The organism is Nostoc sp. ATCC 53789, from assembly GCF_009873495.1.
GTDB classification, from domain to species: Bacteria; Cyanobacteriota; Cyanobacteriia; order Cyanobacteriales; family Nostocaceae; genus Nostoc; species Nostoc muscorum_A.
In genome coordinates this window covers 1,824,705-1,840,463 of the sequence record NZ_CP046703.1, presented here as the reverse complement: position 1 = coordinate 1,840,463, position 15,759 = coordinate 1,824,705, and the positions used below count along the sequence as shown (strand labels likewise).

The 15,759-nt window shown below is 41.2% G+C and carries 17 protein-coding genes; 8 read left to right on the top strand and 9 right to left on the bottom strand.

What is annotated here, in order from left to right:
- Positions 1 to 57 precede the first annotated feature (57 nt).
- From GJB62_RS07525 to GJB62_RS07505, 5 genes are all read left to right on the top strand, one after another.
- Entirely contained in the window at positions 58 to 2,700 is a 2,643-nt protein-coding gene (locus tag GJB62_RS07525; RefSeq protein WP_114082396.1) for a PAS domain S-box protein, read from the top strand.
- An 85-nt stretch (positions 2,701 to 2,785) separates the two neighbouring features.
- Positions 2,786 to 3,013 carry an addiction module protein gene (locus GJB62_RS07520; protein WP_114082397.1) on the top strand — a complete coding sequence of 76 codons (228 nt, stop codon included), beginning with the start codon at positions 2,786 to 2,788 and terminating at the stop codon, positions 3,011 to 3,013.
- On the top strand, positions 3,013 to 3,336 hold the full coding sequence (locus GJB62_RS07515) for a type II toxin-antitoxin system RelE/ParE family toxin (RefSeq protein ID WP_114082398.1): 324 nt from the start codon (positions 3,013 to 3,015) through the stop codon (positions 3,334 to 3,336). The genes GJB62_RS07520 and GJB62_RS07515 overlap by 1 nt, the downstream gene beginning before the upstream one ends.
- A gap of 92 nt (positions 3,337 to 3,428) precedes the next feature.
- The gene (locus GJB62_RS07510) at positions 3,429 to 4,745 is read left to right on the top strand and encodes a 50S ribosome-binding GTPase (RefSeq protein WP_114082450.1); all 1,317 of its coding nucleotides are present in this window, start codon (positions 3,429 to 3,431) and stop codon (positions 4,743 to 4,745) included.
- Positions 4,746 to 4,891: 146 nt separating this feature from the next.
- Positions 4,892 to 5,500, top strand: coding sequence for a Uma2 family endonuclease (locus tag GJB62_RS07505; RefSeq protein ID WP_114082399.1), 609 nt, complete (start codon positions 4,892 to 4,894; stop codon positions 5,498 to 5,500).
- A 3-nt stretch (positions 5,501 to 5,503) separates the two neighbouring features.
- On the opposite strand, the gene arfB is transcribed toward GJB62_RS07505, so the two are convergent.
- The gene (gene arfB / locus GJB62_RS07500; protein ID WP_114082400.1) at positions 5,504 to 5,920 is read right to left on the bottom strand and encodes an alternative ribosome rescue aminoacyl-tRNA hydrolase ArfB; all 417 of its coding nucleotides are present in this window, start codon (positions 5,918 to 5,920) and stop codon (positions 5,504 to 5,506) included.
- Positions 5,921 to 5,965: 45 nt separating this feature from the next.
- Entirely contained in the window at positions 5,966 to 6,220 is a 255-nt protein-coding gene (locus GJB62_RS07495; protein WP_012412565.1) for an RNA-binding S4 domain-containing protein, read from the bottom strand.
- Positions 6,221 to 6,914: 694 nt separating this feature from the next.
- On the opposite strand from GJB62_RS07495, the gene dpdE reads away from it, so the two are divergent.
- From dpdE to GJB62_RS07480, 3 genes are all read left to right on the top strand, one after another.
- Positions 6,915 to 10,226, top strand: coding sequence for a protein DpdE (gene dpdE, locus GJB62_RS07490; RefSeq protein WP_114082401.1), 3,312 nt, complete (start codon positions 6,915 to 6,917; stop codon positions 10,224 to 10,226).
- 237 nt (positions 10,227 to 10,463) lie between these two features.
- The gene (locus GJB62_RS07485; RefSeq protein WP_114082402.1) at positions 10,464 to 11,558 is read left to right on the top strand and encodes a DUF4350 domain-containing protein; all 1,095 of its coding nucleotides are present in this window, start codon (positions 10,464 to 10,466) and stop codon (positions 11,556 to 11,558) included.
- A gap of 72 nt (positions 11,559 to 11,630) precedes the next feature.
- The gene (locus GJB62_RS07480) at positions 11,631 to 12,581 is read left to right on the top strand and encodes a MoxR family ATPase (protein WP_114082403.1); all 951 of its coding nucleotides are present in this window, start codon (positions 11,631 to 11,633) and stop codon (positions 12,579 to 12,581) included.
- A gap of 45 nt (positions 12,582 to 12,626) precedes the next feature.
- Here the strand turns inward: GJB62_RS07480 and GJB62_RS07475 are convergent, their stop codons facing one another.
- From GJB62_RS07475 to GJB62_RS07445, 7 genes are all read right to left on the bottom strand, one after another.
- On the bottom strand, positions 12,627 to 12,872 hold the full coding sequence (locus GJB62_RS07475; RefSeq protein ID WP_114082404.1) for a hypothetical protein: 246 nt from the start codon (positions 12,870 to 12,872) through the stop codon (positions 12,627 to 12,629).
- Positions 12,872 to 13,303, bottom strand: a complete 432-nt coding sequence (locus GJB62_RS07470; protein WP_159402471.1) for a hypothetical protein — start codon at positions 13,301 to 13,303, stop codon at positions 12,872 to 12,874. The genes GJB62_RS07475 and GJB62_RS07470 overlap by 1 nt, the downstream gene beginning before the upstream one ends.
- 3 nt (positions 13,304 to 13,306) lie before the next feature.
- On the bottom strand, positions 13,307 to 13,672 hold the full coding sequence (locus tag GJB62_RS07465) for a hypothetical protein (protein WP_114082406.1): 366 nt from the start codon (positions 13,670 to 13,672) through the stop codon (positions 13,307 to 13,309).
- Positions 13,665 to 14,027 (bottom strand): hypothetical protein, encoded by a 363-nt coding sequence (locus GJB62_RS07460; protein ID WP_114082407.1) that lies wholly within the window; start codon positions 14,025 to 14,027, stop codon positions 13,665 to 13,667. Before GJB62_RS07460 ends, GJB62_RS07465 begins: the two co-directional genes overlap by 8 nt.
- 1 nt (position 14,028) lies before the next feature.
- Positions 14,029 to 14,391, bottom strand: a complete 363-nt coding sequence (locus GJB62_RS07455; RefSeq protein WP_114082408.1) for a hypothetical protein — start codon at positions 14,389 to 14,391, stop codon at positions 14,029 to 14,031.
- A gap of 3 nt (positions 14,392 to 14,394) precedes the next feature.
- Complete coding sequence (locus GJB62_RS07450; RefSeq protein WP_114082409.1) at positions 14,395 to 14,754, bottom strand: hypothetical protein; 360 nt, start codon at positions 14,752 to 14,754, stop codon at positions 14,395 to 14,397.
- 127 nt (positions 14,755 to 14,881) lie between these two features.
- A complete protein-coding gene (locus tag GJB62_RS07445) occupies positions 14,882 to 15,757 on the bottom strand; it encodes a hypothetical protein (protein WP_114082410.1) in 876 nt (291 codons plus the stop codon).
- Positions 15,758 to 15,759 lie beyond the last annotated feature (2 nt).

Genomic DNA, 15,759 nt, shown 5'->3' with positions numbered 1-15,759 from the left:
TAGGGTATGCCTACTCTTCAAGTCGGTGTTCTTTTTAGTTGTTAGCGGTTTATTCAAATGCCAAATGTTGATAAAATTAATTCTAAACTTACTGATGAATTAGCGGTTTTACGGCAGCGTGTAGCTGAGTTAGAGCAAGCAGAAATATTTTATCAGCAAAGGCAAGTAGCACTAGAAGAGCAATTAAGAAAACTGGCAACATCGGCACAAAGTTCGCATATTTCAGTTTTAGAATATGAGATTGAATGCCATCTGGAGCAGGAGAAGTCTACAGGCTTTAATGTGACAACAGATGTGGCAGTGACTTTAGAGCAACTCCAACAAGAAATTGCACAGCGACAGCAGTTAGAAGTAATCCTGAAAAATAGTGAAGAACGGCTGAGACTGGCTCTAGATGTTTCTCAGATGGGCTTATGGGATTGGAATATTTTAACCAATCAAGTCATTTGGTCTGAAAATTATGAACTGCTTTTTGGTCTACTTCCAACTAGTTTTGATGGCCCTTATGAAACGTTTCAAAAGTGCGTTTATCCTGAAGACAAGCAATCTGTAATGCAACGGATTGGCTACGCTTTGGCACAAAAAACTGACTACAACGATGAATTTCGGATAATTCGCTCAGACCAAAGTGTACATTGGATTTCTGCCAAGGGAAAATTTATCTATGACCAGCAGGGAAAAGCGGTGCGAATGATCGGTGTTTGTATGGAAACGACTGTGTGCAAACAGGCTGAAGAAAGTACTCGCGAACTAACCACACAAGTCCAAGAACAGGCAAATATTTTAAATGCCATCCTCACCGCCTCAGTGGATCACATTTATATCTTTAATCGCAGAGGTTGCTATCAGTATGTTAGTCGTGATGCAGCTACTATATTAGGTTTTAAACCCCAGGATATTGTCGGAAAAACTTTGCAAGAACTGGATTTACCCAAAGACCTTGTAGAACAGGTAGATAATCAACTAAAAGCTGTGATCAAAACTGGGCAGCCAATCAAGGATGAGTGTAAGTATGTAACTGCTGATGGGGTACATTATTATGAATATATTCTGACACCATTACGGAATTTAAACCAAAGTATTGAAGGTGTAATTACTGTTTCTCGTGATATTACCGAACACAAACGGGCAGAAAAATCATTACGCGAAAGTGAAGCTCGATTTCGGCGTTTGTTTGAGTCTAACCTAATCGGGGTTGCTTTTTGGAATGTGGATGGCTTCGTTATTGATGCCAATGATGCCTTTCTTCAACTAGCTGGCTACACTCATGAGGAGTTTACTCTTTTAGGTAAAGTTAATTGGCGAGAACTCACTCCTATTGAATACAAGTATTTAGACGATCGCGCCATTTTAGAGGTGCAAACCACTGGAGTTTCAAAAATTTACGAGAAAGAGTACATCCACCGCAATGGTAAGCGAGTACCAATTGTTTTGGGGATAGCCTTGCTGAATGACTCCCAAGAACATGGTGTTGCTTTTGTACTAGATATTACCGATCGCAAATTGGCCGAAAACGAATGCGATCGCCTCCTCCAATGCGAAAGAACAGCACGCCAAGAAGCAGAGATCGCCAACCAAATTAAAGATGAGTTTCTGGCGGTTCTCTCTCATGAACTGCGAACCCCACTCAACCCTATCCTGGGATGGTCGAAAATGTTACGGAGTCGCAAGTTTGATGAACAAACCACTAACCGCGCCTTAGAAACCATTGAACGCAACGCCAAGTTACAAACCCAGTTAATCGAAGATTTGTTGGATGTGTCTCGCATTCTCCAAGGAAAATTAAACTTAAATATCTGTCCAGTGAACTTGGTAATGGTAGTTGAAGCAGCACTAGAAACAGTACGGCTAGCAGCAGAAGCTAAGTCAATTCAAATTCAGACCATATTTGATGCCAGTTTAGGACAAGTTATGGGCGATCCCAATCGGCTCCAGCAAGTTGTGTGGAACCTGCTTTCTAATGCGGTAAAATTTACACCAACCGGAGGACGAGTAGGAATTCGACTCATGGAAGCTAGTAATCAGATTCAAATTCAAGTCAGCGATACAGGTAAGGGAATTAACCCAGACTTTTTGCCATTCGTGTTTGATTACTTTCGCCAAGCTGATGGCACAACTACACGCACATTTGGCGGACTAGGTTTAGGATTAGCGATCGTGCGTAAGGTTGTAGAAATGCACGGGGGAAAAGTTCAAGCCGAAAGTCCTGGAGAAGGATTGGGTGCAACCTTCACTGTTGAAGTACCGCTTTTGGTGAGAAGTGAACAAGTTCGGCGAGAAGAGAATGAGTCTTTAGATTCTCAGCCTGAATCCTCACTCCTTTCAGACACTCAAGTTTTAGTGGTGGACGATGAACCAGATATCCGCGACTTAGTGAGCTTCATTTTGCAAGACTACGGTGTACAAGTAACTGCTGTATCCTCAGCACAGGAAGCATTAAAAGCGCTGTCTGAGTCGATACCAGATGTTTTAATTAGTGATATTGGAATGCCAAAGACAGACGGTTATATGCTGATGCGGGAAGTGCGATCGCGATCGCCGCAAGAAGGAGGAAGCGTACCAGCGATCGCTCTGACAGCTTATGCAGGCGAAATGAATCAGCAGCAAGCACTAGCAGCCGGATTTCAAATGCATATTTCTAAACCAGTAGATCCAGACGTATTGGTGAAAGCGATCGTTGATTTGATTGAGCCAAGCTGATACAGGTAAGCGTCTGAGGGGCTTTCAGCTACCACGTCTACTACTTTCCTGCTAGACTCTGGATAGTCCTATGCTTTCAGGAATTATGTCATCTGTTGAGCAGATCATGAAAGAAGCCTTAGCTTTGCCCAGTGCATCAAGAGCATTGTTGGCAGAAAAACTGGTTGAAAGTCTTGAATTTGATGTAGATGAAACACTTCAAATGCTTTGGACAGATGAAGCTAAGAAGCGTAGAGATGAAGTCCGAAGTGGTACAGTTATACCCATTCCTGGAGAGGAAGCCTTAGCTAGGGTGAAACAACTTTTGGAGTAATGAAATACGTTTTTCATCCAACAGCATTAACTGAATATGGCGAAGCGGTCAAGTTTTATGCAGAGCGTCGAGTTGAATTAGCACAGGCATTTATAAATACGGTTGAGGATACAATTTTCCGAATCATCCAGTCACCGACTCGCTGGGCTGTTATTAACGAAGATATTCGTCGATGTCTAACACGCAAATTTCCCTATGGAATTTTATACACCATTGAGGAAGATTACATTTTGATTTTGGCGGTGATGCACTGTAGCCGTGAACCAGGATATTGGAAAGAGCGTGTTAAAGAGCAACCATCGGGTGAAGAAACTGAACTTTAGGATGAGTAAATTAACCTAAACTGAGCCAAGTTTAACAGTACGATAAAGATAGACAAGATGTAGTTTGAATTCTATCTACCGTTTTCATGGGAATGACTGAGCAAGATGATTCTCAGCAATTGAGTGAACCGACCGATGGAGCAACTACCAAGTCGGTCGATAATTCTTGGACAAACCGCATTGGTGGTGTCTGGAACACAGCAACAACACGTTTAACCAAACTCCTACCCGTAGAACAACTGGCACAAACGGTTGTTGGATGGTTTAGCGTCAGTGAAACTCAAGTTGCAGAGATTTTAGAGAAAATTCGAGCCGAACTGCCAACCACAGAAGCACTACTAATTGGTAAACCCCAAGCCGGAAAAAGTTCAATTGTGCGGGGATTGACAGGAGTTTCGGCTGAGATTATTGGTCAAGGTTTTCGTCCGCACACGCAACACACGCAGCGCTATGCCTATCCTTCCAATGATCTGCCATTACTCGTTTTTACTGATACGGTAGGGCTAGGTGATGTCAACCAAGATACCCAAACAATCATTCAGGAGTTAGTTGGCGATTTACAAAAGGAAACTGCTTCCGCCAGAATCCTCCTTTTGACGGTCAAAATCAATGATTTTGCAACTGACACACTCCGACAAATTGCTCAAAAGTTACGCCAGCAGTATCCAAATATTCCCTGTCTGCTAGTAGTTACTTGCTTGCATGAGGTTTATCCTGCTGATGTTGTCGATCATCCTGCCTATCCGCCAGATTATCAAGAAGTCAACCGCGCATTTGCGGCAATGCAGCAAGCCTTCGCCGGGATAACTGACCACTCTGTACTAATCGACTTTACGCTAGAAGAAGATGGCTACAATCCTGTATTTTATGGCTTAGAAGCACTGCGAGATTCTTTAGCAGAACTACTCCCGCAAGCAGAAGCACAGGCGATTTATCAGCTATTAGATCGAGAAGAAACCGGAAAGCAACTTGGCAACCTTTATAGAGATGCAGCACGCCGTTATATTTTGCCATTTGCGATTATGTCTGCAACTCTTGCGGCAGTACCTCTACCATTTGCCACAATGCCTGTACTAACTGCTTTGCAAGTATCAATGGTGGGACTATTGGGTAAATTATATGGACAGACAATTACACCATCACAGGCGGGGGGTGTTGTCAGTGCGATCGCAGGTGGTTTCTTAGCACAGGCAATTGCACGGGAATTAATTAAATTTATACCAGGTTTCGGGAGTGCGATCGCTGCATCTTGGGCAGCCGCCTACACCTGGGCACTAGGGGAAGCAGCCTGCGTTTATTTTGGTGATTTAATGGGAGGTAAGAAACCCGATCCCCAGAGAATTCAGTTAGTAATGCAAGAAGCGTTTCAGGCGGCGCAAGAACGGTTTAAGAAAGTTCGTAATCTCTAATCGGGGGTAAGTAGGTTGGCGCAATTAAAGCTAACTGGCAAGGGCTGTCATTTGTCCTTTGTCATTGGTAAGGACTTTAAGCCTGTTTACGTTTCATAACATAATTTTGTTTATTTCTAGCAACTTACTTAGGGGGACAATAAATTATGATTCAAGCTTTACGTAAACTAGTAACTTTTGAAGATTTTGCAGCATGGCGGCCCGAGGGCAGCAGATACGAATTACATGATGGCGTGATTGTTGAAATGGCACAACCAACGGGTGATCATGAAGATGTTGTCGGTTTTTTGGCACTAGAAATATCTGCTGATATCAAGCGTCTAAATTTACCTTATTACATTCCAAAAACCGTATTAGTAAAACCACTTGAAGGTGAATCAGCTTATTCACCAGACATATTAATAATCAATCGACCAAATTTAGTGAATGAGCCTTTATGGAAAAAGGAATCGACTGTATCTCAAGCGGTATCTATTCCATTAGTTATTGAAGTTGTTAGTAGTAATTGGCGGGATGATTACTACAAAAAATTAGCTGATTATGAAGCTATAGGTATTCCTGAATATTGGATTATAGATTACGCGGCTATAGGCGCTAGAAAGTTTATTGGAAATCCTAAACTGCCTACTATATCCATTTATCAATTAATCGATGGTGAGTACCAAGTTACTCAATTTAGAGGTAGCGATCCCATCGTCTCGCCTACTTTCCCAGAGTTAAATTTAACTGCTGAACAGATTTTTAAAGCTAGCTAAAATCTAAAATTCTGTCACCTGTCCTCTGTTAGACTTAACCTGTCCGCGCTTAGTTTTGTAGTCAAGGCGCTTTCTTTGAGAACTGCGAGTAGGTTTCGTGGGTTTGCGTTTTATCGTCACGACAACTGCACTTTGAATGAGTTCTTGAAGTCGTTTCAAAGCTGATTCCCGATTGTTTTCTTGGCTTCGGTGTTCCTGTGCTTTGATGACAACAACTCCTTCCTGGGTGATGCGGCGATCGTTCAGCTTTAAAAGCTGTTCTTTATAATAATCTGGTAATGATGAAGCGACAATATCGAAGCGTAAGTGAATCGCTGTGGAAACCTTATTTACATTCTGGCCTCCTGCTCCTTGCGAACGAATCGCACTAATTTCAATATCACTCTGGGGGATTATAACTTTGTTGGAAATTTGCAGCATCGCTCACAAGGCAAAAGAGGAACTTTTCAATTTGGGATAAAATTTTTACTCGGTTTGTTCGGGAAAATCTATTACTACATTTTGGTCTTCATTGTTATCCAAATTCACCTCTAAAGTCTTTCCTTCTATTGTCACTTTATCACCCGGTACTAGCCTCCGCCCTCGTCGGGTTTCCAGCATACCGTTTACTTGGACATCGCCACCTTGAATCATTAGCTTGGCTTGTCCTCCAGTTGGCACTATACCCATCAACTTTAAATATTGGTTTAACTTAATTGTGTTGTCTCGGATTTTCTTCATACTAAATAAAACTACATCATCTTAATTGTACCCTGGTGTTATCAAGGCAAAGCGTGAATCTATTGCGCCACATAATCACCTAAGTACAGTATTTCATTGAATTCGTAGCGAATTAATTTGGTAAGTAGGTAGACATAATTAAATATAAAATAAACTCTTAGTTTGGAGTGAGCGATTTATCGCTCAGAGCAAGGATTATCAGAAAAATGGGTTAAAACCCCGTGTTTACTTCGGCTACGCTCAGTAACCATCCAGCACGGCTTTAAAGTAATGAGTAAGGAGTAATGAGTAATGAGTGGATGAAAAATGGGTATTTACTCATTACTTGTTACTTATTACTCATTACTCCTTCTTAAGAGTGCGTTCACGGCGGTGAGGATGTCAACAGGACTAAAGTCCTTACTACAAACAATAAATTTATTTATGCCTAGATACTTAATACCCTGCAATGCAATGCCAATGCGTCGGCTGACAATGCTAATCCGTCCTGATGCATTTAAAACGCAAATCAACCTTTAGGCTGATTTTACTAGTTAGGTGTGGTGGAGCGTAGGCGTAGCCCATCGTAGATATCGCTAAAACGAAAAACAGTAATGCCAGTTTATTATCTATAATGTTGATCGACAAAACTACCAGATATAGGTGAAAAAACTAGTCTGGAAGGTTCTTTTAGTGTGTTCAGGGGACTGGATCTATGATTAAGCTCGGTTTATTGGTACAGTCCCAGAATAACTCTTTGGGTATCGGCAAAGTTACGGAAATATCTGATACCAATGCAAACGTTGAGTATTTTTGCTCTATAGGGCAACGTCTTCAAAAAACTTTACCTTTAAGTTCGCTCTCTGAGGTCAGACTTGAACCACAGGCTCGATGCTATATTAAGTACCAAACTCAGGATAAATGGATAGTTGGGAGAGTTTTCATTTGGGATGAAGATACAGAAATGTATCAAATTGATTTACCAGATAAAAAAACTGCGATCGCTACTGAAGAAGACATTTACGTTCGTTGTAATCTCCCAAACACAGACCCCATCGAAACTCTAGCGATGAAGGGTCACGAAACGCCTTACTTCCACGACAAAAGATTGGCTTTCGTCAAATCCTTGATTAAGCAACGCGCTGTCAGTCGCGGGATGACAGGACTGATTTCGGCAAATATTAATCTTTATCCTCACCAAGTTGAAGTAGTGCGGCGGGTACTGGAAGACCCAATTCAACGCTACTTGCTAGCAGACGAGGTGGGACTCGGAAAAACCATCGAAGCGGGTGCGATTCTGCGTCAATTCCTCTTGGATGAACCGAAAAGGGGTGCGGTGGTATTAGTTCCGCAATATTTACTCAAACAATGGCGGACTGAGTTAGAAAACAAATTTTACATTTCCCATTTTGGCAAACGGGTAGCGGTGCTGGCGGTTGAAGATATCCATAAAATCAACCTGAAAGCGAGGATAGGCTGCTTAATTTTAGATGAAGCTCATCATATCGCAGCAATGGCGACTTCCAAGGATGCAGCAGTGCGCCAGCGTTTTCAGACTTGTAAAGAACTGGCTCATAAAAGCGATCGCTTACTTTTATTATCTGCCACTCCTGTTCTCAATCATGAGCAAGATTTCTTGGCAATGTTGCACTTGCTCGACCCAGCAACCTATAAAATTGGTGATTTAGAAGGTTTTCGTGCCAAAGTTGAAAGCCGTCAGGAAATTGGTAGACTTCTGCTTTCTTTCAAAGAAGATGCTGAACCTGTTGTTCTCAAAAGCAACTTGCAGCAACTACGAAACCTCTTAGCTGAGGATGAGTATTTCCTGAAGCTGGCGGATGATTTAGAAAATTGTTTACAAACAAATTTTCCAGAGCAAGACCAAATCGTCCAAGGGATTCGTACTCATGTCAGCGATATCTATCGACTACACCGCCGAATGCTTCGCAACCGTCGCGCGGCGGTAGAAGATGTGATATTTGACCGCAATTTTACACCCAAAGAAGAGTACGATTTAGACGAGCGATCGCCTGATATCCACGAACTGCTGAATCAATGGCGTAGTGTTGCTCCTGCTGAAAAGCCATATCAGCGAATTTTTCTGCTGTTATTTCTCGCGGCTGGTACTTGGTTAGGCATTTTAGAGCAGGTAATTACTGCCCGCTTAACTGGTAAGCCTCATGCTAAACTCATCCAGGAGTTTAAAGAAGATGATATTCGCGTCTTAACTACAACCCCCAAATTCTCAGGGGAAGAAGAGATTCTACAATCCTTCCTTAAAATTATTCGTCAACCCCAAGAAGACGGAGGACGGACGGAAAATTTGAAAACTGTACTGCTGAATCAGCTAGGTACATACTTCAAAATTCCCGCAAACGTTCGGAAGAATCAAAAGGAATTCATCACGAGAATACAGCAGAGAATCAAAAGACCAATTACAGGCGATATTCTGCCCAAATTTATTGTATTTACCAGTTTTGCCCAAAGTTGTGGCGAAATAGTCCGGTATTTGTCTGATACCTTTGGTGCAGAGACAATCGTCAAACATCAATTTGGAGAATCACCAGACAAAGTTGAGGAAGGCTTAAATAAGTTTAGGAATAACCCAAACTGCTTTATTCTAGTATGCGATCGCTCAGGAGAAGAAGGGCTTAACCTCCAATTTGCCGATTGGTTAATTCATTTTGACCTTCCTTGGTCGCCTAATCAATTAGAGCAAAGACTTGGCAGACTTGACCGCATTGGCAGCAAAATTGGAGTTCAATCTTGTGTTTTGATTGGCCCCTATTTGGAAGATAGTCCTCACAATGCTTGGTATCAAGTATTAAAAGATGGATTTGGTATTTTCCAGCAATCAATTGCGAGTTTACAGTTTTATGTAGATGATAAACTTGCAGAATTAGAAACAGCTTTGTTTCAATCAAGTGCTGCTGGATTGTTAGAGATGATTTCACCAATTCAAGAGCAAATTGAAGCCGAAATTGCAAAAATTAGCGAACAAAATGCTCTAGATGAAATTGACGCTAACGATGAAATTGCCACCGAGTATTTTCAAGACCTCGATAATTACGATGCTTGTCATCTAGAAATGAAACGAGCAATTGAAGGCTGGATTTGTGAGGCGCTGGGATTTCGAGGACTTAATAACCCCGACTCATCAGAGATGCGACGTTATCAACCCTCAACGCGGACATTGGTTCCCATAAATGAGTTAAAAAACCGTTTTGCTGATAGTTACCTAGACCAATTTGGTACTTATAATCGCAGGGTGGCAAACCAGAATCCTGGGATTAAACTCTTTCGAGTTGGGGAAGGATTTGTCGAAGCACTCTGGAACTATATAAACTGGGATGACCGAGGTGAAGCCTTTGCAATGTGGCGCACTGATTCATCTTGGGATGCGAAAGAAGGGAAAGAGTGGTTTGGTTTTCAATGCAATTATGTAGTTGAGGCAAATTTAAGAATTGCCAAGCAAGTTTTACTAGATAACAAACTCGATAGTTCTCAATTCAAAAACTTGCAACGACGTGTTGACGCTCTATTTCCGCCAATTATAGAAACTATCTATGTTGATGGTCGTAATGAGCCAATCCGCGTTGTTGAAGACAAAGCTCTCTTAAGTATTCTGCAACGTTCATATAAAGATAAAAACAATAATCAAGGACGAGATTACAATCTGGCAAAAGAGCGCTTAGGAATTATTGACGATTTTGTTGACCCTAGTAAATGGCAAAATTTCTGCTATCAAGTACGTAACACTTCTGCGGAATTACTTTCAAATCGTCCCGATTTTATTGACTTGTGCCAAAGTTGTGCTAAAGTCGCCGAAAAGAAATTAGCCAATAGAGTAGAACAATTACGCCTGCGTCTAAACCAACAAAGCTGGGATAATGCCCTAGCTGAAGAATTGAAGATAGAAACTGCTTTAAATGCAGCCATTCTCCAAGGAATTAGCCAACCCCAGATTAGGCTTGATTCTGTCGGTTTTATTGTTGTATCGGGGCGATCGCTTGTGCAATTTGAATGATATTATGTGAGGCTAAATAGCCTTAGTCAGTATACTAACCCCACCCCGTAAAAAAGGTGGGGTTTTTTACGACTTCCAAATAAGAGTATTTTTATTTAAATAGCTTGTATTTTTTATTACTGCAAGTGTTTTAATGCAGGTTTAAGAAAAGTAATGATATTTTTGACTTTCCCGGAAAAATAAGTAAGTATTAACACTTGTGATACAGAAACAAAGTGATTATTGTGAAAGTCGAAAATGAAACGTTCAAATCGCCTTGCTTGGATGGGAGCGATCGCACTAGCTGCGATCGTTTTGCTTACTTTGTTAGTGGCTCCCAATAATACAAAAATTAGCACTGGCTCTACTTATAACCGCGCCTCTGATGGATATGGTGCTTGGTATGCTTTTATGCAACAGAAAGGAATTTCTATCAAGCGTTGGCAAAAACCTTTTAGTGATATTCAGCCAGAAAATAGCCCCGTTACCTTTCTACAGGTAAGCGCTTATCCAAGGGAGACAGCATTGGATAGTCAAGAGCGGGAATGGGTAGAAAAAGGCAATACTTTGGTAATTTTGGGTGCAGGGGCGCGGGTTACAGAAGCGGAGTTTAGCACTATGCAAAAATCTCCTCAAGGTGATATCAAAATTGATACACGTAGACGATATCAGAAAGCTAACTCCAAGCAAGTTGATTTAGGCGATCGCTTTGGTGCTGTTGTCTGGGAAAAAAATTACAACCAAGGAAAGGTAATTTTTTCTACCACTCCTTATTTAGCCGCCAACGCTTACCAAGATTATTTAAGTAATTTCAAGTATTTAGCTAGTTTAGTAACCGAAAATAGTAACACAGTATTTGTTGATGAATACATCCACGGCTATAAAGATGCTGATGTCAGAAAAAAAGAAAGCGAAGGTAATTTATCTAGCTTTTTTGCTAAAACTCCTTTATTTCCAATATTAGTGCAGGTAAGTATTCTGCTATTGGTGCTAACTTGGGCCCAGAATCGCCGCTTTGGGAAGCCAGTGGCTTTAGATACACCAGTTACAGATAATAGCGAAGCATATATCCAAGCTTTAGCGGGAGTCTTGCAGAAAGCGGATACCACCGACTTTGTTGTCGAGATGGTGGGTAAACAAGAACAACTCCAACTACAAAAAGCCTTGGGATTAGGACAAGTACTTTTAGAACGTCAAGCTTTAATCAATTTCTGGAAAGAAAAAACAGGCACAAGTGCAGCAGAACTGGATGTAGTTTTAAAGCTACAATCCCACAAACAACCCATCAGTGAACGAGAACTGTTAAGCTGGTTGGGCAAATGGCGAAGCATTAGGAAAATTCGTAATTCGTAATTCTTTTTTTGAAACTGTGCATAATATTTCTGTGCCTGAGTACTTCTGAGTAAATTATTTATAAGCAAAAAAATGAGCGAAACTCATCCTATCTTAATTCGCCTTGGTCAAGGTCTTAATCAAGTAGTTGTTGGGCAATCGAGCTTAATACAACAACTTTTAGTAGCACTACTAGCGGGTGGGCACGTAATTTTAGAAGGAGTACCGGGAACTGGTAAAACTCTCCTGGTAAAAGTATTAGCGCAGTTAATTCAAGGAGATTTTCGCCGAATTCAACTAACACCAGATGTTTTACCTTCAGATATTACTGGGACAAATATTTTTGACTTGAATAGCCGCAATTTCACTTTGAAAAAAGGGCCAATATTTACCGAAGTACTGTTAGCAGACGAAATCAACCGTACTCCTCCCAAGACACAAGCAGCATTGCTGGAAGCGATGGAAGAGATGCAGGTAACGCTGGATGGTGAAAGTTTGCCCTTACCAGATTTATTTTGGGTGATTGCAACCCAAAACCCACTGGAATTTGAGGGGACTTATCCCTTACCAGAAGCGCAATTGGATAGATTTTTATTTAAGTTAGTGGTAGATTACCCAGATCAAGCTGCGGAAAAGCAAATGTTACTCAATCGTCAGGCTGGGTTTTCAGCAAGACGTTTGGATATTAGCCGTTTGAAACCAATCGCAACAGTAGCCGACATTTTACAAGCACGACAAGCAGTTAAAGAAGTTAAAGTATCAGAAGCGATCGTTGATTATTTGTTAGCCTTGGTGAGAATATCGCGTCAATATCCCGATTTAACTTTGGGTGCATCACCTCGCGCCGCCGGTGCTTGGTTGCAGACATCTCAAGCATTAGCGTGGTTAGCTGGCAGAGATTTTGTCACGCCAGATGATGTAAAAGCAGTTGCATCGCCATTGCTGCGTCATCGCCTCATTTTGAAACCAGAAGCAATGCTGGATGGTTTACAAATGGATGCGGTAATTGCGTCGGTAATTAATCAAGTACCAGTTCCAAGGTGAAAAAATTCTTGCTATATTCCAAGCTATTTGGAATCCCCAAACGCACTAACTGCGATCTCGGTCATATTCTTGTTGAGTTTCGTACTCACGCTGAAACTGCTCTAACTCTTCTACCCGTTTGAATAACTGATCGCGTTGTGAAGTGTTGACGGTTTCTAGCTCTTGTATGCGCGTTGCCAAAAGGCTGTACCTGAGTTCATGGATCTGAATCATCTCGCTCATCTTGGCATTTAGCTCATTTAGGATCGTGAGCAATCTTTCTTGATCCAGAGGTTGGGTAACTTTGTCCACTATTCTTCCTGGGTGTTTTCTTCGTACTCTCGAATATTAAAGTTAGTGTCTTTCTGCAAAAATCGCTGTACATCTCTGGTGTAAAAAAGCAGGCGCTTGAATTTATGGTTAATCTTTTGGTCTAGCTGTCCAAGCACCATTTGAATTACATCTTTACGATTCACATATTCTTGAATATGCAAATCTAAAGTTTTCTCGATTTGGCGAATTTTCTCCGCATCTCTAGCGTGTTCCTTCATAACTTCCTCTATCTGAGCGATAGAAGATGAGATTCGGTTCATTTTTGTAATTAACTGGACGGCCATAGTCCCAAGAAGTGAAGCGCTTACCAATATTCCCAAAAGGATGCCAGTAGATTCTAGAGTTAGCGTGATTCCTGGGGAGTTAGAAGAACTGCTAATGGCTATTGTTGGGACTTCGGGAATTTTCATACTCTAAATCAAGGCTTCTAATTTTAAAGCCCATTGAGCAAAATTTGAATTAGGTGTAATTGGTAAATATCTAGAAGCCCTGATGATTGCAGGCGTTCTGATTTGATATCCTGCCGCTAGTAAAGGCGCTGGGATAGCAAAGTCTCGAATAACTGGAGTGTCATTTACTTTTATATAGTAGGCAGGGGAAGTACTGCCATCAGCGTAATAGAAGTGAAGATAAGCAGCGCTTTTAAACTTCCATTTATTCCAATCATCCAAATTTTGAATAATTGTTGTAATTCGGAAAACTTCTGAAATTACATCATTGGGGAATAACTGCCAGCTATTACTAACAGTTAATTCCCCAACTAACTCCCAATTAGCCACGGGAGACAACGCGCAGGCTAAAACCAACGCTCTGAATTGTGCCACTGCCACCACCAGTAATGGTGTAAGGATCTCCCTTGAGAGCATCAAGAATAGTAGCTAATTTAGCGCTAGTACAAAGCAATCCCAATCGGCTGGGCTTACCTGCCGAAGTTTTGGTGATAGCAGAGACTCGCCGTAGTATACCTTTCCGCAAAAGTGCCTTGACTGCATATTCAGGTAAATCCTCGTCGCCAGTCGCAGCTACAGCTATACCCGTTTCTGTCGCAATTGTTCCAGCGTACAGCCCAGCCGGAGCCCGAAAAGCATATTTTACAGTACCAACAGTTGCAGTGAACTTGTCTAATTTTGCCATTTTATCCTCTAGAAATTTGTCTCATACGTTGATTGAGCGATTTGATTTCTCCAGAAGCTCCATTAGTAATAGAAAAGCTTTTATTCATTGCAGTCTCTAAAACATTTGGGAAAACTAACCTATTGCAAAGCAAGTTTAATGAACGCCTTTTACCGTTTATCAAAACGGTTGCATTGAGGCGAATTAGTAAACCTGAATTTAGAAGGTTTTTAACTGAAGCTTCTGGGTTATCTAATTCATTGTCTGGTGCTGGATAAATACCAGTAACACTACCACCGATGCTGTAATAAAGCCCAGCCGTTGACTTAAAATAGAGCTTGTCGAACCCCGCATCGGTAATATAATACTTTTGCAGTTTGGGCATAAATTACCCAAGTTGAATTCTGGTTGGGTAGTAAGCAGTTTTAATCTTGAAACTGTTATAAGTGCTGCCAATCAAAGATGCGCGTGCTTGCATAGCTTTGTCACCCGCAACAATTAAAGTTGCAGTCTTACGCTTGGTATTTGCACCAATATAAGAGACTTTAATTTTGCGGATTAAACCATCTGTGACTGCTCTACCAACCGTTGTAGAGGGAACGCCTGCGGGGGGATCACCCGTGAGTTTGACTATTCCTAAAGCAGCTCCGACTGTAGAATAAACATCGGGCAGAACTAATAAAACTCGATTGTCTCCTGTGCCAACAATATGAGGCACATTCTCAACACCGGCAACTCTTGTAGCCATAAACTAAATTCAAAAATTGTGTAGCAATTGAATAATCAATAACTAGCACGGTCTAAACAGTGTTCCGTGACTTGGAAATGTTATACATTTCCCTATGTCCAGGAATATAAAAACATTTCTAAGTAATTTACGCAATAAGTGCTGTATTTCTAAAAGTAGTATCTATCAGGAAAATTGGCGATGCTGAACCCCCAAAACTAACATAAGCATAACGGAATCGCAGGTTAGCAACTGGTCTATATGCAGGTTCTTTGTACTGCTTACCCAAGATAGTCTCAGTTTGAGTTGAAGCTTGGGTGCTACTGTCTTTCTCTGGGGTAATAACGTTAATTTTGTTGAGGTCAAATGGTCGGTCAACAATGTTGCATAATTTTTGATAAAGGCTAATTGCTTCACTTTTAGAATTAACTAGCCAGCGTCCGCCTCTAGGAAATCCATTTGGTGGATCTGTGTAACTTACTGATATTTTTCCAGAAGTGTAAACAAGTCCTTTTTTACCTTCCACAAATTGAGTTTTTATTTCTCTAGCTATCTCAATTAAATTGGCTTTTGTAATGGCTGGCAGAGCTTGCCCCGCTTTAGAAGCATAGCGAGTCAATCTACATGATTTTTCATGATCTAAGCGCTTGCCATTTACTGGGACTGCTTGAGAATCTTGTGAAAAGTATAGAAATAATTGAGGATGTCCTGAGACAGGCAGGGCTGTATCAAGGCTGCTGCCATAAAATATAGCTAAATTCTTTTTGCTATACCCTAATAAGTCAAACAACAAATGATGTCGCAGGCTCATCATTAGCTGATTGTCATTGTCGACCATCGTGCAGGCTACTCTTAGGGCGCTTCTGGCTGATGCAATGTTTGGTTTCCAATCATCGCCAAGGTCTGAAAAATATCGGTTGACTATGGCGTTATGTTGCGGGATATATATCTTTTGAAGATGTTCAAAAGGGTCGAAATTATCCGGGAGCTTATCATCCGGTGGTGGTGCGGGAGTGATTACCATTT

Coding starts and splice junctions, on each gene's coding strand:
- GJB62_RS07480 (WP_114082403.1), top strand. CDS start 11,631: ATGAGCGAAACTCATCCTATCTTAATTCGCCTTGGTCAAGGTCTTAAT.
- GJB62_RS07510 (WP_114082450.1), top strand. CDS start 3,429: ATGACTGAGCAAGATGATTCTCAGCAATTGAGTGAACCGACCGATGGA.
- GJB62_RS07445 (WP_114082410.1), bottom strand. CDS start 15,757: ATGGTAATCACTCCCGCACCACCACCGGATGATAAGCTCCCGGATAAT.
- GJB62_RS07515 (WP_114082398.1), top strand. CDS start 3,013: ATGAAATACGTTTTTCATCCAACAGCATTAACTGAATATGGCGAAGCG.
- GJB62_RS07485 (WP_114082402.1), top strand. CDS start 10,464: ATGAAACGTTCAAATCGCCTTGCTTGGATGGGAGCGATCGCACTAGCT.
- GJB62_RS07495 (WP_012412565.1), bottom strand. CDS start 6,220: ATGAAGAAAATCCGAGACAACACAATTAAGTTAAACCAATATTTAAAG.
- GJB62_RS07460 (WP_114082407.1), bottom strand. CDS start 14,027: ATGGCAAAATTAGACAAGTTCACTGCAACTGTTGGTACTGTAAAATAT.
- GJB62_RS07450 (WP_114082409.1), bottom strand. CDS start 14,754: ATGGCTACAAGAGTTGCCGGTGTTGAGAATGTGCCTCATATTGTTGGC.
- GJB62_RS07505 (WP_114082399.1), top strand. CDS start 4,892: ATGATTCAAGCTTTACGTAAACTAGTAACTTTTGAAGATTTTGCAGCA.
- arfB (WP_114082400.1), bottom strand. CDS start 5,920: ATGCTGCAAATTTCCAACAAAGTTATAATCCCCCAGAGTGATATTGAA.
- GJB62_RS07470 (WP_159402471.1), bottom strand. CDS start 13,303: ATGAAAATTCCCGAAGTCCCAACAATAGCCATTAGCAGTTCTTCTAAC.
- GJB62_RS07455 (WP_114082408.1), bottom strand. CDS start 14,391: ATGCCCAAACTGCAAAAGTATTATATTACCGATGCGGGGTTCGACAAG.
- GJB62_RS07525 (WP_114082396.1), top strand. CDS start 58: ATGCCAAATGTTGATAAAATTAATTCTAAACTTACTGATGAATTAGCG.
- dpdE (WP_114082401.1), top strand. CDS start 6,915: ATGATTAAGCTCGGTTTATTGGTACAGTCCCAGAATAACTCTTTGGGT.
- GJB62_RS07520 (WP_114082397.1), top strand. CDS start 2,786: ATGTCATCTGTTGAGCAGATCATGAAAGAAGCCTTAGCTTTGCCCAGT.